The organism is Macellibacteroides fermentans (genome assembly GCF_013409575.1).
Lineage (GTDB): Bacteria > Bacteroidota > Bacteroidia > Bacteroidales > Tannerellaceae > Macellibacteroides > Macellibacteroides fermentans.
Genome location: NZ_JACCCY010000001.1, coordinates 325026 through 346405, shown reverse-complemented (window position 1 = coordinate 346405; position 21380 = coordinate 325026). Strand labels below are relative to the sequence as shown.

Here is a 21380-nt window from a genome sequence, read left to right as displayed (position 1 = left end):
ATGAAGCAAATACTGGTAACCGGGGGAGCCGGTTTTATTGGGTCGCACTTGTGTGCCCGCTTATTGAAGGAAGGCAATTACGTGATCTGTCTGGATAATTTCTTTACCGGATCTGTAAAAAACATACTCCATCTTCAGCAGAATCCTTTTTTCGAATTTGTACGTCATGATATAACCACTCCCTTTTCGGCCGAGGTTGAAGAGATTTACAACCTGGCTTGTCCGGCTTCTCCTGTGTATTATCAGGAAGACCCCATTCAGACAGTTAAGACTTCTGTTATGGGAGCTATTAATATGCTTGGACTGGCAAAACGAAAAAAAGCCAAAATATTACAGGCGTCAACTAGCGAAGTATACGGAGATCCGTTTGTGCATCCGCAGACCGAAAGTTATTGGGGTAATGTAAATCCGATTGGTCCCCGTTCCTGTTACGACGAAGGAAAGCGATGTGCCGAAACCCTTTTCATGGATTACCATCGGCAGAATGATGTCCGTATAAAGATAATCCGGATATTTAATACCTATGGCCCGTATATGAGCGCCAATGATGGGCGTGTTGTATCTAATTTTATAGTTCAGGCATTGCAAGGCAACGACATTACAATTTATGGCGATGGCACGCAGACCCGTAGTTTTCAGTATGTAGACGACCTGATTGAAGGGATGGTACGTATGATGCCAACGGACGATGATTTTACGGGTCCGGTTAATATCGGAAATCCGGGAGAATTCTCTATGCTTGAGTTGGCCCAAAAGGTGATTGAGATGACTGGTACTAAATCTAAAATTGTTTTCAGGCCTTTACCGGGTGACGATCCCAAACAACGTAAACCGGATATTACTCTTGCTAAAGAAAAACTGGGAGGGTGGGAGCCTAAAGTTAATCTGGAAGAGGGACTAAAAGAAACTATAAAGTACTTCAAAACAATTTTGTAGTAATTAACAACAATTGGACTATTGAGAACTTAGGCAGATTCCTGCCATAATCTATTTTTTTTACTTATATAAGCTAATCGTTGGACCATGGTCTATTTATCGTTGAACCTAGGTCAAGATATCGTTGGACCATGGTTCAACGATATTTCAACCATGGTCCAACGATTAGATCTTCGTAATGAAAAAAACTATTCTTCGTTTACACTCGCTTCTTTAGGGTAAATAAAAACTCTAATCCTCCCTCGGGGCGATTTTTGGCAAGGATTTGTCCTTTGTGAAAGTTAACACCATTCTTTACGATTGACAAGCCAAGTCCTGTTCCGCCTACCTTTCGGCTTCTACCTTTATCTACTCTGTAAAACCGTTCAAATATGCGATTTATATGTTCTTCGCTTATTCCTATACCATTATCGGCAAAACTGAAATAGTAATACTTCGGATCTTCTTTGTAACAATTAACTGTAATAGTTATCCCTTCGCCGGCATAAGCGATGGCATTGTCGTACAGATTCCGGAAGATTGAATATAATAAGGAGTAATTTCCGTAAATTACGGGATTGCCTGGAAGAATAATATTGGTTTCAATTCTCTTTTCGGCTAATTCTTTTGAACACTCCTTTTGTATTTCGCCTAGTAATCTTTTGATACTGATTTCACTCAGGTCAAACATGTCAGACGCTTCATCCAGGCGATTCAGAACGGAAATATCCCTTAGCAATCCTGTTAGTCGGGTACTTTGTGAATAGCAACGTTCTATAAAAAACTGTCGTTTCTCAGGTGCCAGATTAGGATTGGCGATAATGGTCTCGAGGTATCCCTGAATACTGCTTACAGGTGTTTTAAGTTCGTGCGCTACATTCTGGGTAAGCTGACGTTTCATCCGGCTCTCTTCTTCCTGACGCGAAATGTCGCTTATTGACAATTCGTAGCTGTTATCCAGAAATAAAATACATTCAATGAGAAAAATCTTTCCGTTTTTATCGACAGTAAGCGATTCTCTAAGCACTTTTCTTTTACGATTCGGGTCAACCATACTACGTCTCAGAAAACTTCTTATCGGTTCCATTTCCGGGATGGAAATAGCTTCTTCCGCATTTTTGATCTGTTTATCGGATATTACATTTATATATTGATTGAAAAGAATATTGGATAAGGTTTCCTTGCCTTCGCCAGAAAACATGGCAAACCCCTCTTTCGAATACTGAAAATGTTTGATCAGCTTTTCTCTTTCCATCGACAATGCATCTTTAGCTATTTGCTGCTTATGATAAAGTGTAACTATATTCTGCGAAATATCACCTAATTCATCATTGGAAAATGTGTAGGCAGTCTCCACAACCCTGTCTTTTTCCATCACATGGGCAAAATTCCGCAGCTTGGAAATCGTACGTCCGATGCTAAAAGTAAACCGGGAAAGGACGATAAAGAAGATGGTAGTCATCAGAATCATAAAGTATATAAAATCCTTATCGATAGATAGTTCGCTTTTTACGTACGTATCATAAGGTAATGCCGAACGGTAGATATAATTATCTATCAAATTGGCCGAATAGAAATAGCGTAATCCGGTTGTAGTAGACTTGCGGATGGCAAATCCTTTATTGTTTATTCTTGCACTTTTAACTTCACTTCGGTTGTTGTGATTGTTTAATTCTTCCGGATGGATGTTGTCGAATACAACCAATCCCGTAGGATCAATAATCGTAATTCTAAGCTCTTTTTGCGGAATTTCAGTCAGAAACTGAGCTAATGTAGAATCTATATTGGCCGACTGATGGGTGCGTTGGTAAATTTGATAATTGTAATTTTCGAGGACTTTATTAAGCTTATCCTGCGAAAATTCTTTTTCGCGCTGAAACTGAAATAGCAGGAAGCAAAATGTAAATCCAAGAAACATGGAGAAGACCGACCAAAACAGACGCTGGCTAAATGGAATTCTGTTATCGGTTGTTTTTTCAATTTGAACCATCTTCGTTACTTTAATATTCAAAACAATAACCAAAACCAAGTCTGGTAACTATGTTTTTACCGTAGATACCTATTTTTTTTCGTAGCCGGGTAATATTTACATCAATCGTGCGATCAAGAACATACACTTCGTCTTTCCATATGCGCGATAAAATCTCTTCTCTTGAAAATACATTTCCTTTATTTTCGAGCAACAGCTTTAAAATTTCGAATTCTTTTTTTGTTAAAGGAACCTCTTCTCCGTTTACGGAAGCTTTAATGCGCTTGGTGTCCAGAATCAGAGTCTCGTAGGCTAATAATTCGGGTTCTTGTTCAAGAGGTTTGGATGCTGTACGTCTTAATACGGCCTTAACCCGGGCAACAACCTGACGAATTGAAAAAGGTTTGGAGATGTAATCGTCGGCACCCAGATTGAAACCGGTAAGAAGATCATTTTCCGTATCTTTGGCCGTCAGAAATATGATGGGCATTTTGGCTGTCTTTTCATTTTTCCGAAGCATGTTTGCCAACTTGAATCCGGATATTTCTCCCATCATTACATCCAGAAGTAATAAATTATAGGAGCTTATATCTAATTTCAGGGCATCTTCGGAGCTAAATGCGGTATCAACATCGTAACCCTCAATTTCGAGATTAAATTTTAATATTTCGCACAAATCTTCTTCATCATCTACAACAAGAATACGGGTAGTTGCCATAATTCAATATGTTAAATAGTTTATTACAAAAATAATTATTTTATGCAAAAGAACTCTTATTTTGTTTCGGCGTAATGAAATAAATATTACAAAAGTATTACAGACTGTCTGATTATACAAATTGATACTATTTATATGGAGCTGAAAGAAATATTAGATACCTTTGCATAACACAAATAAGCATGAATTACATATGGATATTACAATACAGAAACAGATCATAGAACTAATTAAACGCGAAGTGGTTCCCGCCATTGGATGTACCGAGCCTATGGCCGTGGCACTTGCAGTAGCTAAAGCATCTGAAACTCTAGCCAAAACACCTCAGAAAATAGAAGTATTTCTTAGTGCAAATGTTCTTAAGAATGCAATGGGTGTTGGTATTCCCGGAACAGGAATGATTGGGTTGCCTATTGCTGTTGCTTTAGGAGCTTTGATTGGTAAATCCGAATACGGACTGGAGGTATTGAGAGATATTACTCCTCAAAGTCTTGAAGAAGGAAAAAATATGATTGAGAAACGATGTATTGATATATCATTGAAAGATAATGTTGATAAGCTATATATAGAAGTAATCTGTCGTTATGAGGCCGAATATTCAAAAGTAATTATTCAGAAAGAGCATACACAGGTGGTTTTGGTTGAAAAGAACGGCGAAAAACAATTTGATAAACAAGAAAGCGATACACTTGATACCAACCTTCAGGAAGACGAAGTCGCATTGACCTTCTCCAAAGTATTCGATTTTGCGACCCAAACGCCTGTTCACGACCTTGAATTTATCCTTGAATCGGCCGAACTTAATCGTCGTGCTGCCATTTCATCAATTAATGGAAGCTATGGACACACTGTTTGTAAAACAGTGTCTGGAGTAAATGGGAAAAAGTATTTGGGAGATTCGGCTTTTACGCATATGCTTTCTATGACTGCTGCAGCATGCGATGCCCGAATGGATGGCGCTTTTATTCCAGTAATGAGTAATTCGGGGAGTGGAAACCAGGGAATAGCCGCTACGTTACCTGTGTTAAGTTTTGCCGACGATATTAAATGTTCGCAGGAGCAACTAATAAGGGCTCTTACTTTAAGCCACCTGATGGTTATTTATATTAAACAGAGTTTGGGCCGTTTATCTGCTTTATGCGGATGTGTAGTCGCTGCTACAGGAGCGAGTTGTGGAATAACTTACCTGATGGGAGGGAGTAAGTTGCAATTATCCTATGCCATAAAAAATATGATTGGAAACATCACAGGTATGATTTGTGATGGGGCTAAGCCAAGTTGTGCCATGAAAGTATCCAGCGGCGTTTCTACGGCCATGCTTTCGGCCCTTATGGCGATAGAAAATAAGGTGGTTACCTCTTCTGAAGGTATTATAGACGACGATGTTGACAAGTCTATTGCCAATTTAACGGCTATTGGGTCGATAGGGATGGAGGCTACCGACAAGCTTGTGTTGCAGATTATGACAAAAAAAGCGTAAACATATCAAACTCTCACTATGTTATAACTGTAGGTTGATAAAATTCCAATCAGAATCCTATGGGAGATAACGAGAGCAAACAATCAATTGTTGAAGTGAAGATTATTGAAAAAGGTCCGGTTGTAATACATGGACCTGTTAAGGTTACAACTCCCGATGGAATGGTTGTAGTAAGGGATATGTGTGCTATATGCAGATGTGGCAATTCCAAAAACCAACCCTACTGCGATGGTTCGCATTTAACCCAATCAAAGCATGTGTATGAACACGAAGAGTTTTTTTAATTTATATTTTACCTTACTCTGTAACCCTTTCGCATTAATATTTTCAATCGTTTTATAGTTTAAGCCAGACTATTTAGGTTTGTTTACATGTTAAATAACACCTTTGAGTGGCGTGTTTTGTTCTATAAAACATATAAAAAAAGTTGTTTTTATGCAGAAAATTGGTTTAAGATTTGGACTGTAAACCAATTTGCACCTATATTTGCCGCCGTAAAACGACAGAAACTATTCTTTAGAGAAAGATAGGACCGTTTTACTTTCCTGAAAATCAGGAGTCGGTTTTGTGATAAAATGATATGCAGCCTTCGGAAATGAAGGAATTGTTTGCTTGAAAGTTATGTTGCAAATCGATTAAGTTTAACGTAAAAATTACATTATGAAGGTTAGAGCTTATGTTCTCCTTGTATTTGCAGGTATATTGACTATGTCTGCTTCTACAAAAAAAGCGAGTCTGTCCGAAGGTAACACTCCGGGAAATCTTGCTCCGAGAATAGAGTCCATGGATAACGGCCGTGAGGTACGTTTCCAGAATCATTCCGGCAAATACACGCTGTTAAATTTTTGGGCTGCGTATGATGCGGAATCCAGGGCGCGAAACATTCAGTTGTGGAATGAGGTTAACAAGTTGAATTCATCAGAAATTGAAATGATTTCAATCTCTTACGACAAGAGTCCTTCTGTTTTCTCAGAAACAGTTAAAGCAGACGGGTTGAATCAGGAAAATCAATTTCGTGACGAACAGGGTGCTGAATCAGAGTTGTACAAGAAGTATGGCTTGAAAAAAGGATTTAGGAACTTTTTAATTGACGACAAAGGTGTAATAGTCGCAGTGAATGTTTCTCCAAAAAATCTCCCTGAAGAATTAAGAAAAGATTAATCTACAATGAGTATGCAAAGAGGGTGAATCAATATTGATTCACCCTCCTTTTTTTATATTTTCATTCTTATATTATCTGGGAGCCCTCCTGTATAGGAAAACAGCAATCATCGTATAAATAATATTTGGAATCCAAGCGGCAACAAACGGACTAACATAGCCGTTTATAGCGAAGGTGGATGTTACAGTCATAAACAGAATATAAGAAAAACTTAGAGCAAGTCCAATCCCGATGTTAAGTCCCATTCCCCCTTTAATTTTACGCGAAGAGAGAGATGCTCCAATCGTTGTAAGAATAAATGCGGCCATCACTGTGGCAAAACGCTTGTGATATTCAATTTGGAATGTCTGTATATTGCCAATACCTCTTTTCTTCTGCCGGTTGATGTAGACTTCCAACTGTGGAGTTGTCATCGTTTCGCAATCGTTAACCGATATAAGAAAATCGGAAGGTACAATAGTAAGGGTGGTATCTTTACGACTGCCGCTTTGTATGGTTTCGCGCATCCCCTCAAAATCACGTATCATGTAATCAATGACTGTCCATTGATACAGGGAATCATACTTGATTGAGTTGGCTGTAAGACGTGAGATTAGTTTTTTATCTTTAAAATGTTCCAACGAAAAACGATACCCCATATTGGAACGGGCCTCGTAGCGATCGAAATAGGCAAAAACTCCGGGTTCAACTTCAAGCTGTACGTTCTTTGCATACAACATTTGCTTATTCTTTATGTATTTGTTCTGGAAATCGATACGCGTACTATTTGCCGGGGGTATGATAAAACTGTTTAATACAAATGTTAAGGTTGCTATGATTGCTGCCGAAACGGCATAGGGCATCATAAGCCGCCTGAAACTCATTCCACTGGCCAACATTGCAATTATTTCTGAATTGTCTGCCAACTTCGACGTAAAAAAGATTACGGCGATAAAAGTAAACAGGGGACTGAACAGATTTGCAAAATAAGGAATAAAATTCAGGTAGTAGTCCAGAATGATGTCTTTCAACGGAACGTTAGGCTGCAGAAACTTGTCAATTTTCTCATTAATATCGAACACAACCGAAATGGAAATGATCAACATTATGGCAAATACATAGGTTCCAAGGAACTGCTTGATAATGTATTTGTCGATCCGTTTCAATTTGAATTTCATGGATTATAATCTGTTTGAAAGTTGAGTAACCATACCACTTTTCCATATTGAGAAATCGCCGGCGATAATGTGCTTCCGTGCTTCACCCACCAACCATAAATAGAATGCCAAGTTATGTATTGAAGCTATCTGCAGGCCAAGCAATTCATTTGTTTTGAAAAGATGTCGTACATAAGCCTTGCTGTAAAGCGAGTCTACATACGATGTGCCTTCTGTGTCAAGAGGTGAGAAGTCGTTTTCCCATTTCTGGTTACGCATATTCATTGTTCCATATTTGGTGAAAAGCTGTCCATTACGTCCGTTTCTTGTTGGCATGATACAGTCAAACATATCAACGCCCCTTTCTATGGCTTCCAATAAATTTACAGGTGTTCCAACTCCCATCAGATAGCGTGGCTTGTCTTTAGGAAGGATATCGTTGACGACTTCAATCATTTCGTACATCTTTTCAGTAGGCTCACCTACAGCCAATCCACCGATTGCATTTCCATCGGCGCCCTTCGAAGCTACGTTTTCTGCAGCACGTATCCGCAAATCAGGATAAACACATCCTTGTACAATCGGAAAAAGGCTTTGGTTATATCCATACATGGGATCAGTGCTGTTGAAGCGGTTAAAGCAACGATCTAGCCAACGCTCTGTAAGTCCCAGCGATTCTTTGGCATAGTTATAATCGGCGTCACCTGGACAACATTCATCAAATGCCATAATGATATCGGCTCCAATGGTTCTTTCAATATCCATTACTTTTTCCGGAGTAAATAAATGTTTAGAACCATCAATGTGGGAACGGAATTCGGCTCCTTCTTCATGCAATTTGCGGTTTTCCGCTAATGAAAACACCTGAAAACCTCCACTATCTGTCAGAATAGGTCCATTCCAGCTATTAAACTTATGTAAACCTCCGGCTTGTTTCAGTATTTCGAGTCCCGGTCGCAGATAAAGGTGATAAGTATTACCCAAAATAATCTGAGCTTTGATATCTTCCTTCAGCTCGGTCATATGAACAGCCTTAACAGAGCCCTGGGTTCCAACAGGCATAAAAATGGGCGTCTCAATTACCCCGTGATCGGTAGTAATCAAGCCCGCCCTTGCATTTGTTTTAGTATCTTTGTATTGAAGTTCGAATTTCATTCGGTAAAATTTTACGCAAAGTTACTTCTTTCCTTCATAAGGAGCAAAAGAAGAAAGCCTAAAAACCGAATTCGTCAACGACTACCTCTTTGATTTCTTCTTCTTTTGGCTTTTCTGCGAGAAGATGCACTTCGTTTGCTTTAATGATGATGGCTCTTGCCGGACGAGCCGGGCAAATTGATTCGCAACCACCGCACCCGATACATATTTCCGGCTCAACATGCGGAATTCTCAAATCTCCCTTATAGGGAACCATTTTTACGGCCTGAGTGGGGCAGTGTTCCGAACAAGCACCGCAATCTGTTCCATCAATCTCGACAATACACCGATGTTTAATGAAATGCGCAATACCAACCTGTGTTGTTATCTTTTGTTCGACTGTTAGTGGTTTGATTGCGTGATTCGGACAAACATCCGAACAAACCGTGCATTCGTAATTGCAATAACTGCTGTTGTACGAAAGGTGCGGTTTTAATAGGTAATCAAATCCATATTCCAGTCCTGCAGGTTTTAAAATATGAGTAGGGCATTGCACTACACATAAATGACAGCCGGTACATGTATCCTTAAATCGTTCCAGACTGATGGATCCGGGAGGAGTTACAGGCGACCAGTTAGCTTCATTTTCTTCTCCATGAGCTCTTTCTCTATGTCTTTTTTGTCCGTTTACCTGCTCAGCAAGCGCAGCTGCTAAAGGGACGGTGGAGGCAACGGTGATGCCTGTAGACAAGAATGAACGCCTGCTTGACGATACATTTGCAGTTTTTACGGTATCCTTATTGATTTCTTTATTTTTAAATAAAGGATTTATACTGTAATGAAGCGCATCTTTCGAGCATGATGATATGCAATTAAAACAATCTACGCACCGTGAGTTGTCCACATGCATACTTGCCATGTCAATTGCCTCGGCTTTGCATGATTTCTCGCATTTACCACATTGAATACATGCGTTTTTATCAAAATTGATATTCAGCAGTGAATAGCGTGAAATGAGTCCAAGTAAAGATCCTACCGGACAAAGTGTGTTACAGAATAAACGACCTCTCCAGGCTACCAGACCGACAAAAAGTAATAGAACAACTGCACCTGCAATCAAGGAAGGTATAGTAATCGTTTCAATTGTTACATGGTACAGTGTATAATTGTCGAACTTCATCAATACATCGGCTATCAGGTTGTTACCCCATATAACCAACGGTCTGAATAGGTTGGCAGCCACCCTGCCGAAGTTGCTGTATGGATCAAGCAATAGTAATAATTCGATAGATCCGGCTACAGCCAACAAGGTCGTTAGGGCAAGTAATCCGTAACGAAACCAGTTCATGGGTTTTTTATACCTGAACCGGCGTTTTCCGTTCTTTTTCTTTTTACCGATACAATAAATCCGGTTAATGATGTCCTGCAAAACACCTGCAGGGCAAATAACAGAGCAATAAAGCCTTCCAAAAACCAGAACAAGCAATAACTGCGCAATGATTATCCACAGTATGCCTGCAAGGATGGCTGGTACTATCTGTAAATGCAGAAGGCCATGCAAACTATCGGGTAATAGATTTGCAAAATCTACAAAATACAAAATGATAGGTACAAAAAAGAGGATTGCGAGAATAACTCGCAACCTCTTCAATAAGCTAGTTTGTTTCATTATATCTTAATACGTTTGATCGTTAATTTATCCAGGTTTGAGGTGCCTAGTTTAAGGGCTTCTCCTTTACCTATGTGTCCTACGGCACTGATATCTAATTTCTCAACCTGATTAAAGAATCTCAACGCAGCTGTGTCTGTAGCAACAATATTGGTAGATGCGATCAATGTTTTAAGTTGAGCTACATCCGAAAGGCTTTTTCCTTGTGGACCGTTTTTATGCATGATTCGATATGCATCCACAATATTCAATACCGGTTTTTTATTCCATGTACATATGTCGGCAATACATTGCTGCAAATCATTTGAATGGAAATAACGTCTGTCCCAAACAATCCCCATGTAATTTTTCATTGCACAGGTAAGCTTGGCACCACCATGATTTTTAAGCACCGGTACATTTATCCAGACATCAGCTTCAATAAGAGATTCATGAATTTTGGCATTCTTAAGCGTAACGCCTCCGGGTATTGCTACTTCTTTGTAATATTTTTCATCATTACCAGGCATCATGATACCTCCGGCCTTTTTAACAGCATCTGATATCCCGCTGGTTTCATAACATTTCTGCCAGTTATCGCACGTATGGTCAAATACGGTTACTTTCTGGGCTCCGGCACCAAGACATTTCTTTACTAAAGCAGCTACTAATTCCGGATTTGTATTTCCTGCCATTTCCGGAGCGCGGTCCCATCCGATATTCGGTTTAATTACAACCTTTTGCCCTTTCTTTACAAATTTGCCAATTCCGCCTAAAGCCTCAAGAGCTTTGTCTAACATTGCTGCTGGTTCTCCACCCATTACGGCAACTAAGTCGGGAGCCTTCTCTACAGCAACTGTATTAGAAGATAGGGCTGCCTGCAAGCCATCAAAATTTAATGATAATGCAGCACCCGCCACTGCACTGGTCTTTAAGAAATCACGACGTTTCATATTGTGTATTTAGGTATTAATTGTAGGCTAAGCATATAAAGATTTAGCAAATATAGTGTTATTATATAGATTTATATCCTTAAATGTGTGAAAAAGTGCAAAATACAGGTTGTGGAGATGTGGTTATATATCGAATATTAATAATTGCAGATTATCGAGATAGTTTATGTGATTAGTAAAAATCCAACCGCGATAGAGGATATCCGGTTGGATTTTTATTAAATATAGTATTCAGCAGAATCAACTATCCCTGCACGAAGGGCGTATTTTGTAGCTTCGTGCACATTGTTTACAGCAAGTTTACGAAATATATTTTTTCGATGAGTGATTATGGTATGCGTGCTGGAAAAACGCTCGGAGGCAATCTCTTTTGTTGTCCTTCCCAATGCAATCAGTTTAAGAATTTCTTGTTCTGTAGAAGTGAGAATACTATCTTGCTTTTCAGCCATTACTTTTTTGCTTAACAACAAATTGGTAATACGGTGACAAATAAAACGTTCCGAATCTATCGCATATTGCAGAGCTGCTTCAATTTCCTCTTTGTCACAGTCTTTCATTACCACACTGAATTTATCGGAGCTGAAAACGATGCGACGCATAAATTCTTCACTAAGCTCGTCCGAAAACAGGATCCACTCAGCATCTTTGAAGCGTTCGCTTAGAATAATCAGCTCATCAGCTCCGGCTATATCAAAAAGTGTGTAATCAAGGATCACCACCGCCTTGGGGAAAGCGGTGAGCTCTCGTATAAGCTCTTTTTTTGTGTCGGCTTCTACCGATTGAACAGTACCGGGCATTCTTTCCAAAAGAAAAAGAATACCCGCTTTGGTGATGTCTTGATTATCAGCAAGGATAAAAGGCTTCGACATATGTTTTCTATTTATTTAAGGTAATGCCTGCTTAATATCTGTTAGTAAGTCGTTTACCGTTTCCAGTCCAACCGACAAACGTATGGTTTTCGAATCTACATCCATGGCAACACGCTGCTGCTCTGTAAAGGTACCGTAAATAGTGCTGGCAGGATGAATTGCCAGAGTTTTGTTGTCAAATAAATTGGTCGCACGCCTAATAAGCTTTAACTTATTCATGAATGCAAAACAAGCTTCCCTTGAAGCTAAATTAAAGGTAAGCATTGCCCCCGGAAGCGGACCGAACTGGGAAGTACTGATGTCGTAGTATGGATTACCCGGCAATCCTGTATAGTTTACTGATTCTATGTTTTCCAACTCCTGCAGTTCCTTTGCAAGTTCCAGACAAGTAGCTGCCTGCCGCTCAAACCGGATAGACATCGTTTCGATTCCAAGCGTTTGCATATAAGCCACCTGAGGAGTCATGTAGGCACCCAGGTTACGGTGGATCTCTTTACGCATTTTAAAGGTAAAAGCCTTTTGTGAACCAACCAGGGCCGATACATCTTTAAGACGTGCAGAATTAGACCAGTCGAATGTACCATAATCCAAAATTAGTCCACCTGTACTTGTTGCTCCTCCAGAAATGTATTTAGTGCTGGACACAATTTCAATATCCACACCAAAGGTTACCGCTTTAAAGATATTGAAAGGAACTACCGTGGTATCAGCTATCAGCGGAACACCTGCCTCTTTACCTATCGTACTCAAAGCTTTAAGATCGGCAACTTCCATCTGCGGATTGGTAATCACTTCGAGAAAGATCGCACATGTATTTTGATCAACATGTTTCCTTACTTCAGCAGGGTTGGTTAAGTCGCAGAAACGTGTTTCCACACCAAAAGCACCCAATGTATTGAGTAAAAATGAATACGTATTTCCAAATAAGTGTCTTGATGTAACTATATTAGCTCCAGAATATGCTATTGCCATCAATGTGTTGCTAATAGCTGCCATTCCGGAATTAAGAGCGGTCACCCCCATAGCGCCCGTAATCATACGGATTCGGTCTTCAAAATATTGTACTGTAGGATTTGTGATCCTTGAATATGCATGATCGGTTGTACGGCCGCAGAAAGCAGCTTCCATATCTTCAGCCGAATCGAATTCGTATGCAGCTGTATTATATACAGGCATAGAAAGCGAATGATATACATCTGCTTTTTCGTAAGGGGTATTTAATACCCGGGCTTCAAAACTAAAATCTTCCATTCTTCTAACTACCTATTTGTTTTAAGATTCCGGCAACGACTTAATATGTGTTACCAATTCCTTTCCTAGAAGTAGCAAAGGTAATTAAATTTGAAAATCTAGCTGCAATTACAATCATATTCTTGCGCATATACCATAAACATGGTATGCGTATACCTGTAGCATGTTATTTTGTATGGATTTGATAGCTCATAGATTTGCATCGTGAATTATGTTTAATTTTTAAATAAAAAAACAAAGATTATGAAACAAGTAAAAACTTCCATGTGCACGACAATGTGTTGTAGCATGATGAATATGTCTATGTATATGCATAGCATGTGTAAAACCCAGCACTCCGCTTTAAAAGAAAATAGTAATAAACATCGCATTAATAAGGTTATAAATCGTAAATTATTATACCAATATGAACCAGTTAATATACAAAATAACAATCCTTATATTTATTTTAAATCCTCTTCTGTCGCACGTCAGAGCAGATGAAAAACCAGCAGGTATATTCCTGCAAGGTAACGTCCGAAATAAAACTGGCGAACCCTTGATAGGTAGTACCATTCAAGTACAAGGAACTTCCATAGGTTCGACAACCGATCTGGACGGTAATTTTACCATAACCGATATTCCTTCCAGAACTAAAATAACCCTACTGATTAAATATATCGGTTACAAACCCTTGATTAGGGAGCTCAAAAACACTTCATCAGAACCACTTCAGATAATATTGGAAGAAGATGCACTCGGTTTAGACGAAATTGTAGTTACCGGGTATACTCAAACGAAGAAGAATGCACGAACCAGTGCAATAACGGAGGTAAAATCGGAAGATCTTAAAGATGTTTCAGGCAGTAGCTTTGGCGAAAAGCTACAGGGTCAGGCCAGTGGTTTACTTGTATCGTCCACCAACGGCGTACCCGGATCTGCCATGTTAGTAAGATTGCGTGGAACAACTTCCATTAATGCGGGTAACGAACCGTTGTATATAGTAGACGGAGTATTTGTGAATAACAAAACGCTTCAGGGAATTCGTAGCGGCGGACAGACAACCAATCCGCTAGCCGACCTCAATCCTGCGGATATTGAAAGTGTGGAGGTATTAAAAGACGCCAACGCCACAGCCATATATGGTGCGAGGGGAGCCAATGGAGTTATTATAATTACAACCAAACGTGGAGCTTCAGGTAATAAAACCACAGTTCAGTTTAATTCTGAATTCGGTTTTTCTCATTACGATAAATTGTGGGATCTTACGACAGGTCCCGAACATGCCCTTATACTAAATGAAGCACATATAAATGATGGAAAATCGTATGAGAGTAGACCTTATCGTCCTGTAAGTGAGGTTGTAAACGGAGTTCCGGGACAAGGCACACCAGAAGAGCAGGGAACGTACGACCGCCTTGGATTATTGTTCCGTACCGGATTGCAACAAACGTATAACCTTTCTTTGTCGGGAGGAAACGAACAGACCCGATTTTATGTGTCAGGAGAATATACAGATCAGGAGTCTATTATTAAATTGCAGGACTTCCAGCGTTACGGTTTTAGACTCAATCTGGACCACGATCTGTCGAAGCAGCTAAAGTTTGGATTCAGCACATCATACGCAGAGACTCTTCGTGAAATCTGCCGAACCGGAGATACCGGAGGAATCCTTAACACAGGTCTCCATACACCCACATTAACCCCCATATTAAATATAGATGGTACATACAACAGTGCCGAACGTTTTAACAATCCCTATTTGTTGCTCGAAAACAGTAATCATCATGCAAATGGCTCTCATCTTATTGCAAATACGTTTCTGAAGTGGCAGTTATTGAACAATCTTTCCTTTAAAACATCATGGAGCATTGATAACAGTACGTATCATGAATTTGTCTATTACAATGCAAAAATGAATGAAGGGAAATCTACCAACGGCAGTGCTACCGATGTAAATACAACCAATAAATTGTGGATTGCCGAGCAGCTGATAAACTATTACACATCTATTGGCGAAAAGAATTTCATCTCATTATTCATAGGTAATACATTGCAACGCAATGTGGTGGAACGTGCCAGCATTACGGGGACAAATTTCCCCGGGATAGAATTTACTACTATCTCATCGGCAGCGGTAACTACCGGATCTACTTCGGGCAAAATTCCGTCGGGCATAATTTCATATTTTGGTGGAGCAAACTATAGTTACGCCGATAAGTACAGTGCCGATTTTAATTTTCGGGCCGATGCTTCTTCCCGTTTTGGAAAGAGTAACAAATGGGGATACTTCCCTTCCGGAGGTGTATCCTGGAGAATAGGACAGGAGACATTCATCAAGGACAACCTGCCTGCCGTTTCGGAATTAAAGGTCAAGGCTAGTATCGGGTGGACAGGTAATCAGGAAATAGCCGATTTCGCCTCCCTGGGTCTTTGGACAGGAGGAAGCAACTACCTTGATTTGCCTGGCATCTCTCCCTACCAGTTGGCTAATTCGGATCTAAAGTGGGAAACAACCCGGCAGTGGAATATCGGTTTGGAATCGGCATTTATTAATAATCGTCTCAATATACAGCTTAATTACTATAACAAGTACACAACTGATTTATTACTGAGTGTCCCTGTCCCTGCTAAGACAGGCTTTGCCTCAACATTTGATAATCTGGGTGAAATGAGTAATAAAGGATTCGAATTGGAGATAAATTCACAAAATATCCGAAAAACCGATTTTGAATGGTCTACCTCCATTAATTTATCTCACAATGCCAATAAAATTGAAAAACTCCCGGTTTCATTTACCCAATACAACCGCGATTGGGTACGTCTGGAAGAGGGATATCCTATGTATTCATTCTGGTTGTATAAACAATTGTATGTTGATCCGCAGACCGGTAATGCGGTGTACGACGATTCCCGTACCAAGGATGGGAAAATTACAACAGACGACAGGCAGATAGTAGGGGATGCCTGGCCCGATTTTACCGGAGGGCTTCGTAATACATTCCGGTATAAGAATTTTGATCTGTCGATATTATTCTATTTTTCCGTTGGAAACGATGTGTTTAATATGAATCGCTATTTTCAGGAGCATGCAGGTTCACGAGGCGTTTCGTGGTCTTTACAAAAAAGCATGATGGACAGGTGGACCAAACCGGGTGATATTACCGACATTCCCCGGGTAACTACACTTGCCAATGCTGATGGTAGCTATAATCATAATTTTGAAAGTAGCCGGTTTTTGGAGGATGGATCCTTTATTAGATTGCGTAATGTATCTCTAGGTTATACACTTCCACGCTTTATGGTTGCCAAAGCCGGACTACAGCGTGTAAAGTTGTATGCTAATGCAACCAATCTGTTAACGTTTACCGGATATTCCGGTGCCGACCCGGAAGTAAATGCAGCAGCGGATTTTTCAAATGCTACAGTACAGGGCCTCGATTTTTCTACGCCTCCTCATCCACGAACCTTTGTGTTTGGAATAAACATTACTTATTAAAAAACGGAAATCATGAATAATTATAATATAAGAAGAAATATAGCAACGGGAGTAGCAGCACTAACTCTTCTGCTTACCTCGTGCGAAAGTTATTTCCTGGAACCGGATTCGCCTCAGTATATTGCCGATAATATCTCGATTGTAGATGCTAAGTCGGCCGAAACAGCTCTGTTGGGCGTTTACAGTGCATTACAGCATAGCGAATATTATGGAGGAGACGGATTTCAGTCGGCCGTCAATCTGGCAGGTGGCGAATTGATTTGGGTCGGTACCCAGAATCACTACAATACCTTTGTGACTCATACTTACCGGGCGGATAATCGTACCCTGAACGATTCATGGCAAGCAATCCACAAAGTGGTGAACGGAGCCAACCATATCATTGCCAAAGTACCGTTGTTGAATGAAACAGGACTTACAGACCAACAACGTAATCAATTGTTGGGAGAGGCGTATACCTTACGTGCATTGGCTCAGTTTGACTTGGCCAGAGCCTGGGGAAATATCCCTTTGGTTTTACAACCAACCCTCAATGCAACCGACTTTTCCGGATTGAAACAAAGCAATCGTCAGGAGGTGTATAAACAGGTACTAAGCGATCTTGACAAAGCAGAACAGTTAATTGGAAATAATTCCAACATCAACAGAGTTACTCTTCCTGCCATATATGCTTTTAAGGCAAGAGTATATCTCTATACTGAACAATGGGATAAGGCAGAAGCCTACGCATCCAAAGTGATTGCTAATACGGCATTTGGCCTTGTCAGTTGGCAGACCATCCTTTCCGGAAAGAATACCAGGGAATCGGTGTGGGAGCTGGCATTCAGCACCGCAGATAAAAGTAGCTACTTCTCGGTTTGGTCGTCCGATGCGTACCGTAACACACTGGCTCCGTCAAAAGCTTTATATAACAGGCTGCGGGATCCGCTGATCGGAGGTGCCAGATCAGCCTTGATTAAGGATGTTTCAACACCAGCAAAAACCGATTTCTATGTACAACTTCTATATTGGAGATCTAATAATGATAACCCTACTTATCTGTTCCGTCTGGCCGAACAATATCTTATTCGCTCTGAAGCAAGGAGTAAAAAAGAAACTCCCGATTTAGTCGGGGCATTGGCCGACCTGAATGCTGTACGTAACCGCTCGTCGATAGCATCATTTGAATCCACATCCAGGGAGGAGATTCTTTTGGCCATAGAAGAAGAACGCAGGGTGGAGTTTGCCTTCGAGCCACACAGGTGGTTTGATCTTGTCCGAACCGGAAGAGCTGGCACCGTATTGGGAGTAAATGATACGCAAAAATGGATTTTCCCTATACCTTATAACGATCTTGCAGCAGATCCGGCACTGGTTCAAAACCCGGGTTACTGATTTGAATTATTTAATCATAAACATTGAACAATATGAATAATCTATTTAAACAAAAAGAAAAATTTCTTATAGTTGCCTTTCTGGTCTTATTAACTACACCATTGTACAGTCAGCTTTCATCAAAAGAAACGACCCCTGCCGTGCATAAAGATAGCACAGGATATATTGTTAAAGTTGGCGATAAAGCTCCTGTATTTACAATTACGCTGACCGACGGGCGTAAAATTACTCCAAAGGAATTGAAGGGTAAGGTGGTATTGTTGCAGTTTACAGCTAGCTGGTGTGGGGTTTGCCGTAAGGAGATGCCTCACCTTGAAAAAGATATCTGGCAAAAATATAAAGACAATCCTCATTTTGTATTTATCGGGATTGATCGCGACGAACCGCTCGAAACAGTAATCAATTTTGCAAAGCAGACCGGAATTACGTATCCTTTGGGGCTTGATCCCGGCGGAAAAATCTTTTCTCTGTATGCCCAGCCAAAAGCGGGAATAACACGCAATGTGCTGGTCGATAAAACAGGAAAGATAGTCTACCTTACACGTTTGTTCAATGAAGAAGAATACAATGGATTAGTAAAAAAGGTAGACCAGATACTCAGTCACAAATAAAAAAATTGGATAATGAAACAATATATAGCTATTATAACGGCTTTGTTGCTGGTATGGCCAGCATATGCCGCATCGAAGAAAAACAAACAACCATCGCTTAATAATGTAGCGATCAGCTACCTGGATAATTCTTTCCAGCAATACGACGCATTACAAAAGCAGATATGGGCTAATCCCGAATTAGGATTTTTGGAAACTTTCAGCTCCTCATTGCTACAGAAGCATCTGGTGGAAAATGGTTTTGATATTGAAACTGGAGTGGCAGGAATGCCTACTGCTTTTGTGGCAACTTATGGTAGCGGTGAGCCGGTAATAGGTATTCTGGCCGAATTTGATGCGCTCCCCGGATTGTCGCAAGACACAGTTCCTTACCGAAAACCGTTGGTTGAGGGAGGCAACGGGCATGGATGCGGACATAATGTGTTTGGCGTAGGTTCGGTTGCCGGAGCCGTAGCTATAAAGCAATGGCTATCCGAACATAAGCATGCCGGCACAATCAAGGTATTCGGTACACCGGCTGAAGAAGGTGGAGGAGGTAAAGTTTACATGGTAAGAGATGGCTTTTTTAAAAATGTGGATGTAATACTTGACTGGCATCCGGGTACAGGAAACAGAGTGAGTGTGGGTACCGGAACGGCTATTCAGATGATTGACTATAGTTTTACAGGTAAGGCATCTCATGCAGCCGGAGCACCAGATAAAGGTAGGTCGGCATTGGATGGGGTAGAGGCTTTCAATTACATGGTGAACCTTTTACGTGAACATGTTCCCACCTCGTCCCGTATTCATTATGTGATTACAAATGGAGGAGAAGCTCCCAACGTTGTTCCCGAATTTGCCAAAGTTTCTTATTATATTCGCAGTCCTAAGCGGGAAGTTCTGAAGGAGCTGACCAATTGGATAGAAAAGGCTGCCGAAGGAGCGGCATTGGGGACTCAGACCAAGGTTTCTTCAGAAATCATTTCCGGGTTTTATGAGAAGCTTCCAAACCGTAAACTAGCCGAACTGGTTCAAAAGAAACTTGAAATCGTAGGAGGTATAAAGTATGATGCACGCGAGAGAACATTTGCAGAAGAAATCCTGAAAACGGTAAACCGGGATAGCTCTGCATTGAGTGAAGTTGCCCGGATAGCTCCCCTCAAAGAAGAAGAGCCATCCCAGGGAGGGGGTTCGTCTGATGTGGGTGATGTAAGCTGGAATGTTCCAACTGTAAGTTTTACAACAGCTACCTTTATTCCGGGATCGGCCGGACACAGCTGGCAAAATGTTGCATCAGACGGTACAACCATCGGCACTAAGTCGCTTATTAATTCGGCTAAGGTTTTTGCACTTTCTGCCATCGAACTCTATACCAACCCCTCTTATATTGAGGAAGTAAAGGAGGAGTTTGATAAACGCAGAGGCAACGAGTTCAAATACGATCCTTTGTTGGGCGACAGAAAGCCTGCGCTCGATTACAGGGTAAGATAATGCTATAAAATAATAAGGTTACATGAAAAAATTCTTTACAAGTACAATCGTTCAGCTGCTGGCCGGGGTGATTGCAGGTATATTGCTTGGAACTGTTGCTAATGAGCAGGCAATGTATGTAGTGGTTTCAGTAAAACACATTCTAGGGCAACTCATCTTCTTTATGGTGCCACTTATCATATTAGGTTTTGTGGCACCCTCCATCGCCCGGTTGAAGAACAATGTGGGAGGGATGTTAGGTATAGCTTTGCTTTTAGCCTACACATCATCGGTTGCCGGAGGTTTGTTTGCTGCGTTTGTTGGATACGAAGCCATTCCCTTTCTTCACGTTGATACTGCTGGCTCAACCCTGAAAGAAATACCTGCCATGCTATTTCAACTGGATATTCCCCCTGTGATGTCTGTAATCAGCGCATTGGTATTGGCATTGATGCTCGGGATTTCGGCGGTGTGGATCCGATCGTCTGTTGTTCAGGATCTACTGGAGTCGTTTCAGCAAATGATTTTGCTACTTGTAACACGTGTCCTTATTCCCGTACTGCCTTTCTTTATTGCTGCAAACTTCTGTGTGCTGAGTTACGAAGGCTCCATTGCCAGTCAGCTTCCCATTTTTGTTTCGGTCATACTTATTGCCATTGTCTGTCATTACATATGGTTGTTTGTGCTTTATGGTCTGGCTGGTATCTATGCTGGAAAAAATCCGTTACGGGTACTCAAGCATTACGGTCCCGCCTATCTTACGGCAGTAGGCACTATGTCATCTGCTGCAACATTGGGCGTTGCCCTTCAGTGTGCAGGTAAAAGTGATGTGCTTCGCAAAGATGTGACCGATTTTTCAATCCCGTTGTTTGCCAATGTACATCTTTGCGGATCGGTAATTACGGAGGTCTTTTTTGTGATGACAGTTTCGCAAGTGTTATATGGAGTAATACCGCCTCTTGCAACAATGATTACTTTTGTGTTCTTGCTGGGGATATTTGCCATTGCAGCACCCGGAGTGCCGGGAGGTACAGTCATGGCTTCTTTAGGTATTGTTCTTTCAGTGTTGGGCTTTGACGAAGCCGGTACAGCCTTGTTGCTTACTATATTTGCACTTCAGGATAGTTTCGGCACAGCATGCAACGTTACAGGCGACGGAGCTTTGTCGCTTGCACTTACCGGATATGCCAATAAAAAAGAAAACGATCTGATTCCGGAATAATCCGGAATCAG

At 40.8% G+C, this 21380-nt stretch carries 17 protein-coding genes; 9 read left to right on the top strand and 8 right to left on the bottom strand.

Going from position 1 to position 21380, the window contains the following annotated elements:
• The gene (locus F5613_RS01405) at positions 1–936 is read left to right on the top strand and encodes a UDP-glucuronic acid decarboxylase family protein (protein WP_179398386.1); all 936 of its coding nucleotides are present in this window, start codon (positions 1–3) and stop codon (positions 934–936) included.
• A gap of 199 nt (positions 937–1135) precedes the next feature.
• On the opposite strand, the gene F5613_RS01400 is transcribed toward F5613_RS01405, so the two are convergent.
• Positions 1136–2905, bottom strand: coding sequence for a sensor histidine kinase (locus F5613_RS01400; protein WP_068185496.1), 1770 nt, complete (start codon positions 2903–2905; stop codon positions 1136–1138).
• Between the two features lie 10 nt (positions 2906–2915).
• Positions 2916–3602 (bottom strand): response regulator transcription factor, encoded by a 687-nt coding sequence (locus F5613_RS01395; RefSeq protein WP_179398385.1) that lies wholly within the window; start codon positions 3600–3602, stop codon positions 2916–2918.
• Positions 3603–3795: 193 nt separating this feature from the next.
• Between F5613_RS01395 and F5613_RS01390 the strand changes: the two genes are divergently transcribed.
• The 3 genes from F5613_RS01390 to F5613_RS01380 all read left to right on the top strand — a co-directional run bounded on the left by F5613_RS01390 (position 3796) and on the right by F5613_RS01380 (position 6243).
• Positions 3796–5082 carry an L-cysteine desulfidase family protein gene (locus F5613_RS01390; RefSeq protein WP_179398384.1) on the top strand — a complete coding sequence of 429 codons (1287 nt, stop codon included), beginning with the start codon at positions 3796–3798 and terminating at the stop codon, positions 5080–5082.
• Between the two features lie 59 nt (positions 5083–5141).
• Complete coding sequence (locus F5613_RS01385; protein WP_179398383.1) at positions 5142–5366, top strand: CDGSH iron-sulfur domain-containing protein; 225 nt, start codon at positions 5142–5144, stop codon at positions 5364–5366.
• A gap of 376 nt (positions 5367–5742) precedes the next feature.
• Positions 5743–6243 carry a thioredoxin family protein gene (locus F5613_RS01380; protein WP_079683132.1) on the top strand — a complete coding sequence of 167 codons (501 nt, stop codon included), beginning with the start codon at positions 5743–5745 and terminating at the stop codon, positions 6241–6243.
• A 72-nt stretch (positions 6244–6315) separates the two neighbouring features.
• Here the strand turns inward: F5613_RS01380 and F5613_RS01375 are convergent, their stop codons facing one another.
• The 6 genes from F5613_RS01375 to F5613_RS01350 all read right to left on the bottom strand — a co-directional run bounded on the left by F5613_RS01375 (position 6316) and on the right by F5613_RS01350 (position 13235).
• Positions 6316–7401: an LptF/LptG family permease gene (locus F5613_RS01375; RefSeq protein WP_068185461.1), complete on the bottom strand. Its 1086-nt coding sequence runs from the start codon at positions 7399–7401 to the stop codon at positions 6316–6318.
• 3 nt (positions 7402–7404) lie between these two features.
• Positions 7405–8535: a tRNA guanosine(34) transglycosylase Tgt gene (tgt, locus tag F5613_RS01370; protein ID WP_068185457.1), complete on the bottom strand. Its 1131-nt coding sequence runs from the start codon at positions 8533–8535 to the stop codon at positions 7405–7407.
• Between the two features lie 58 nt (positions 8536–8593).
• A complete protein-coding gene (locus F5613_RS01365) occupies positions 8594–10183 on the bottom strand; it encodes a 4Fe-4S binding protein (RefSeq protein WP_179398382.1) in 1590 nt (529 codons plus the stop codon).
• The gene (locus F5613_RS01360; protein ID WP_068185452.1) at positions 10183–11115 is read right to left on the bottom strand and encodes a DUF362 domain-containing protein; all 933 of its coding nucleotides are present in this window, start codon (positions 11113–11115) and stop codon (positions 10183–10185) included. Before F5613_RS01360 ends, F5613_RS01365 begins: the two co-directional genes overlap by 1 nt.
• A 218-nt stretch (positions 11116–11333) precedes the next feature.
• Complete coding sequence (locus tag F5613_RS01355; RefSeq protein WP_179398381.1) at positions 11334–11984, bottom strand: response regulator transcription factor; 651 nt, start codon at positions 11982–11984, stop codon at positions 11334–11336.
• Positions 11985–11999: 15 nt separating this feature from the next.
• A complete protein-coding gene (locus F5613_RS01350) occupies positions 12000–13235 on the bottom strand; it encodes a PLP-dependent transferase (protein WP_179398380.1) in 1236 nt (411 codons plus the stop codon).
• Positions 13236–13641: 406 nt separating this feature from the next.
• Between F5613_RS01350 and F5613_RS01345 the strand changes: the two genes are divergently transcribed.
• Genes F5613_RS01345 through F5613_RS01325 form a run of 5 tightly spaced genes read left to right on the top strand, consistent with a single transcriptional unit; the run spans position 13642 to position 21369 of the window.
• On the top strand, positions 13642–16713 hold the full coding sequence (locus F5613_RS01345; RefSeq protein ID WP_179398379.1) for a SusC/RagA family TonB-linked outer membrane protein: 3072 nt from the start codon (positions 13642–13644) through the stop codon (positions 16711–16713).
• 12 nt (positions 16714–16725) lie between these two features.
• A complete protein-coding gene (locus F5613_RS01340) occupies positions 16726–18087 on the top strand; it encodes a RagB/SusD family nutrient uptake outer membrane protein (RefSeq protein WP_179398378.1) in 1362 nt (453 codons plus the stop codon).
• A gap of 32 nt (positions 18088–18119) precedes the next feature.
• A complete protein-coding gene (locus tag F5613_RS01335; RefSeq protein WP_179398377.1) occupies positions 18120–18698 on the top strand; it encodes a TlpA family protein disulfide reductase in 579 nt (192 codons plus the stop codon).
• Between the two features lie 12 nt (positions 18699–18710).
• Entirely contained in the window at positions 18711–20168 is a 1458-nt protein-coding gene (locus F5613_RS01330; protein WP_179398376.1) for an amidohydrolase, read from the top strand.
• A gap of 22 nt (positions 20169–20190) precedes the next feature.
• Positions 20191–21369: a dicarboxylate/amino acid:cation symporter gene (locus F5613_RS01325; RefSeq protein ID WP_068185408.1), complete on the top strand. Its 1179-nt coding sequence runs from the start codon at positions 20191–20193 to the stop codon at positions 21367–21369.
• Positions 21370–21380 lie beyond the last annotated feature (11 nt).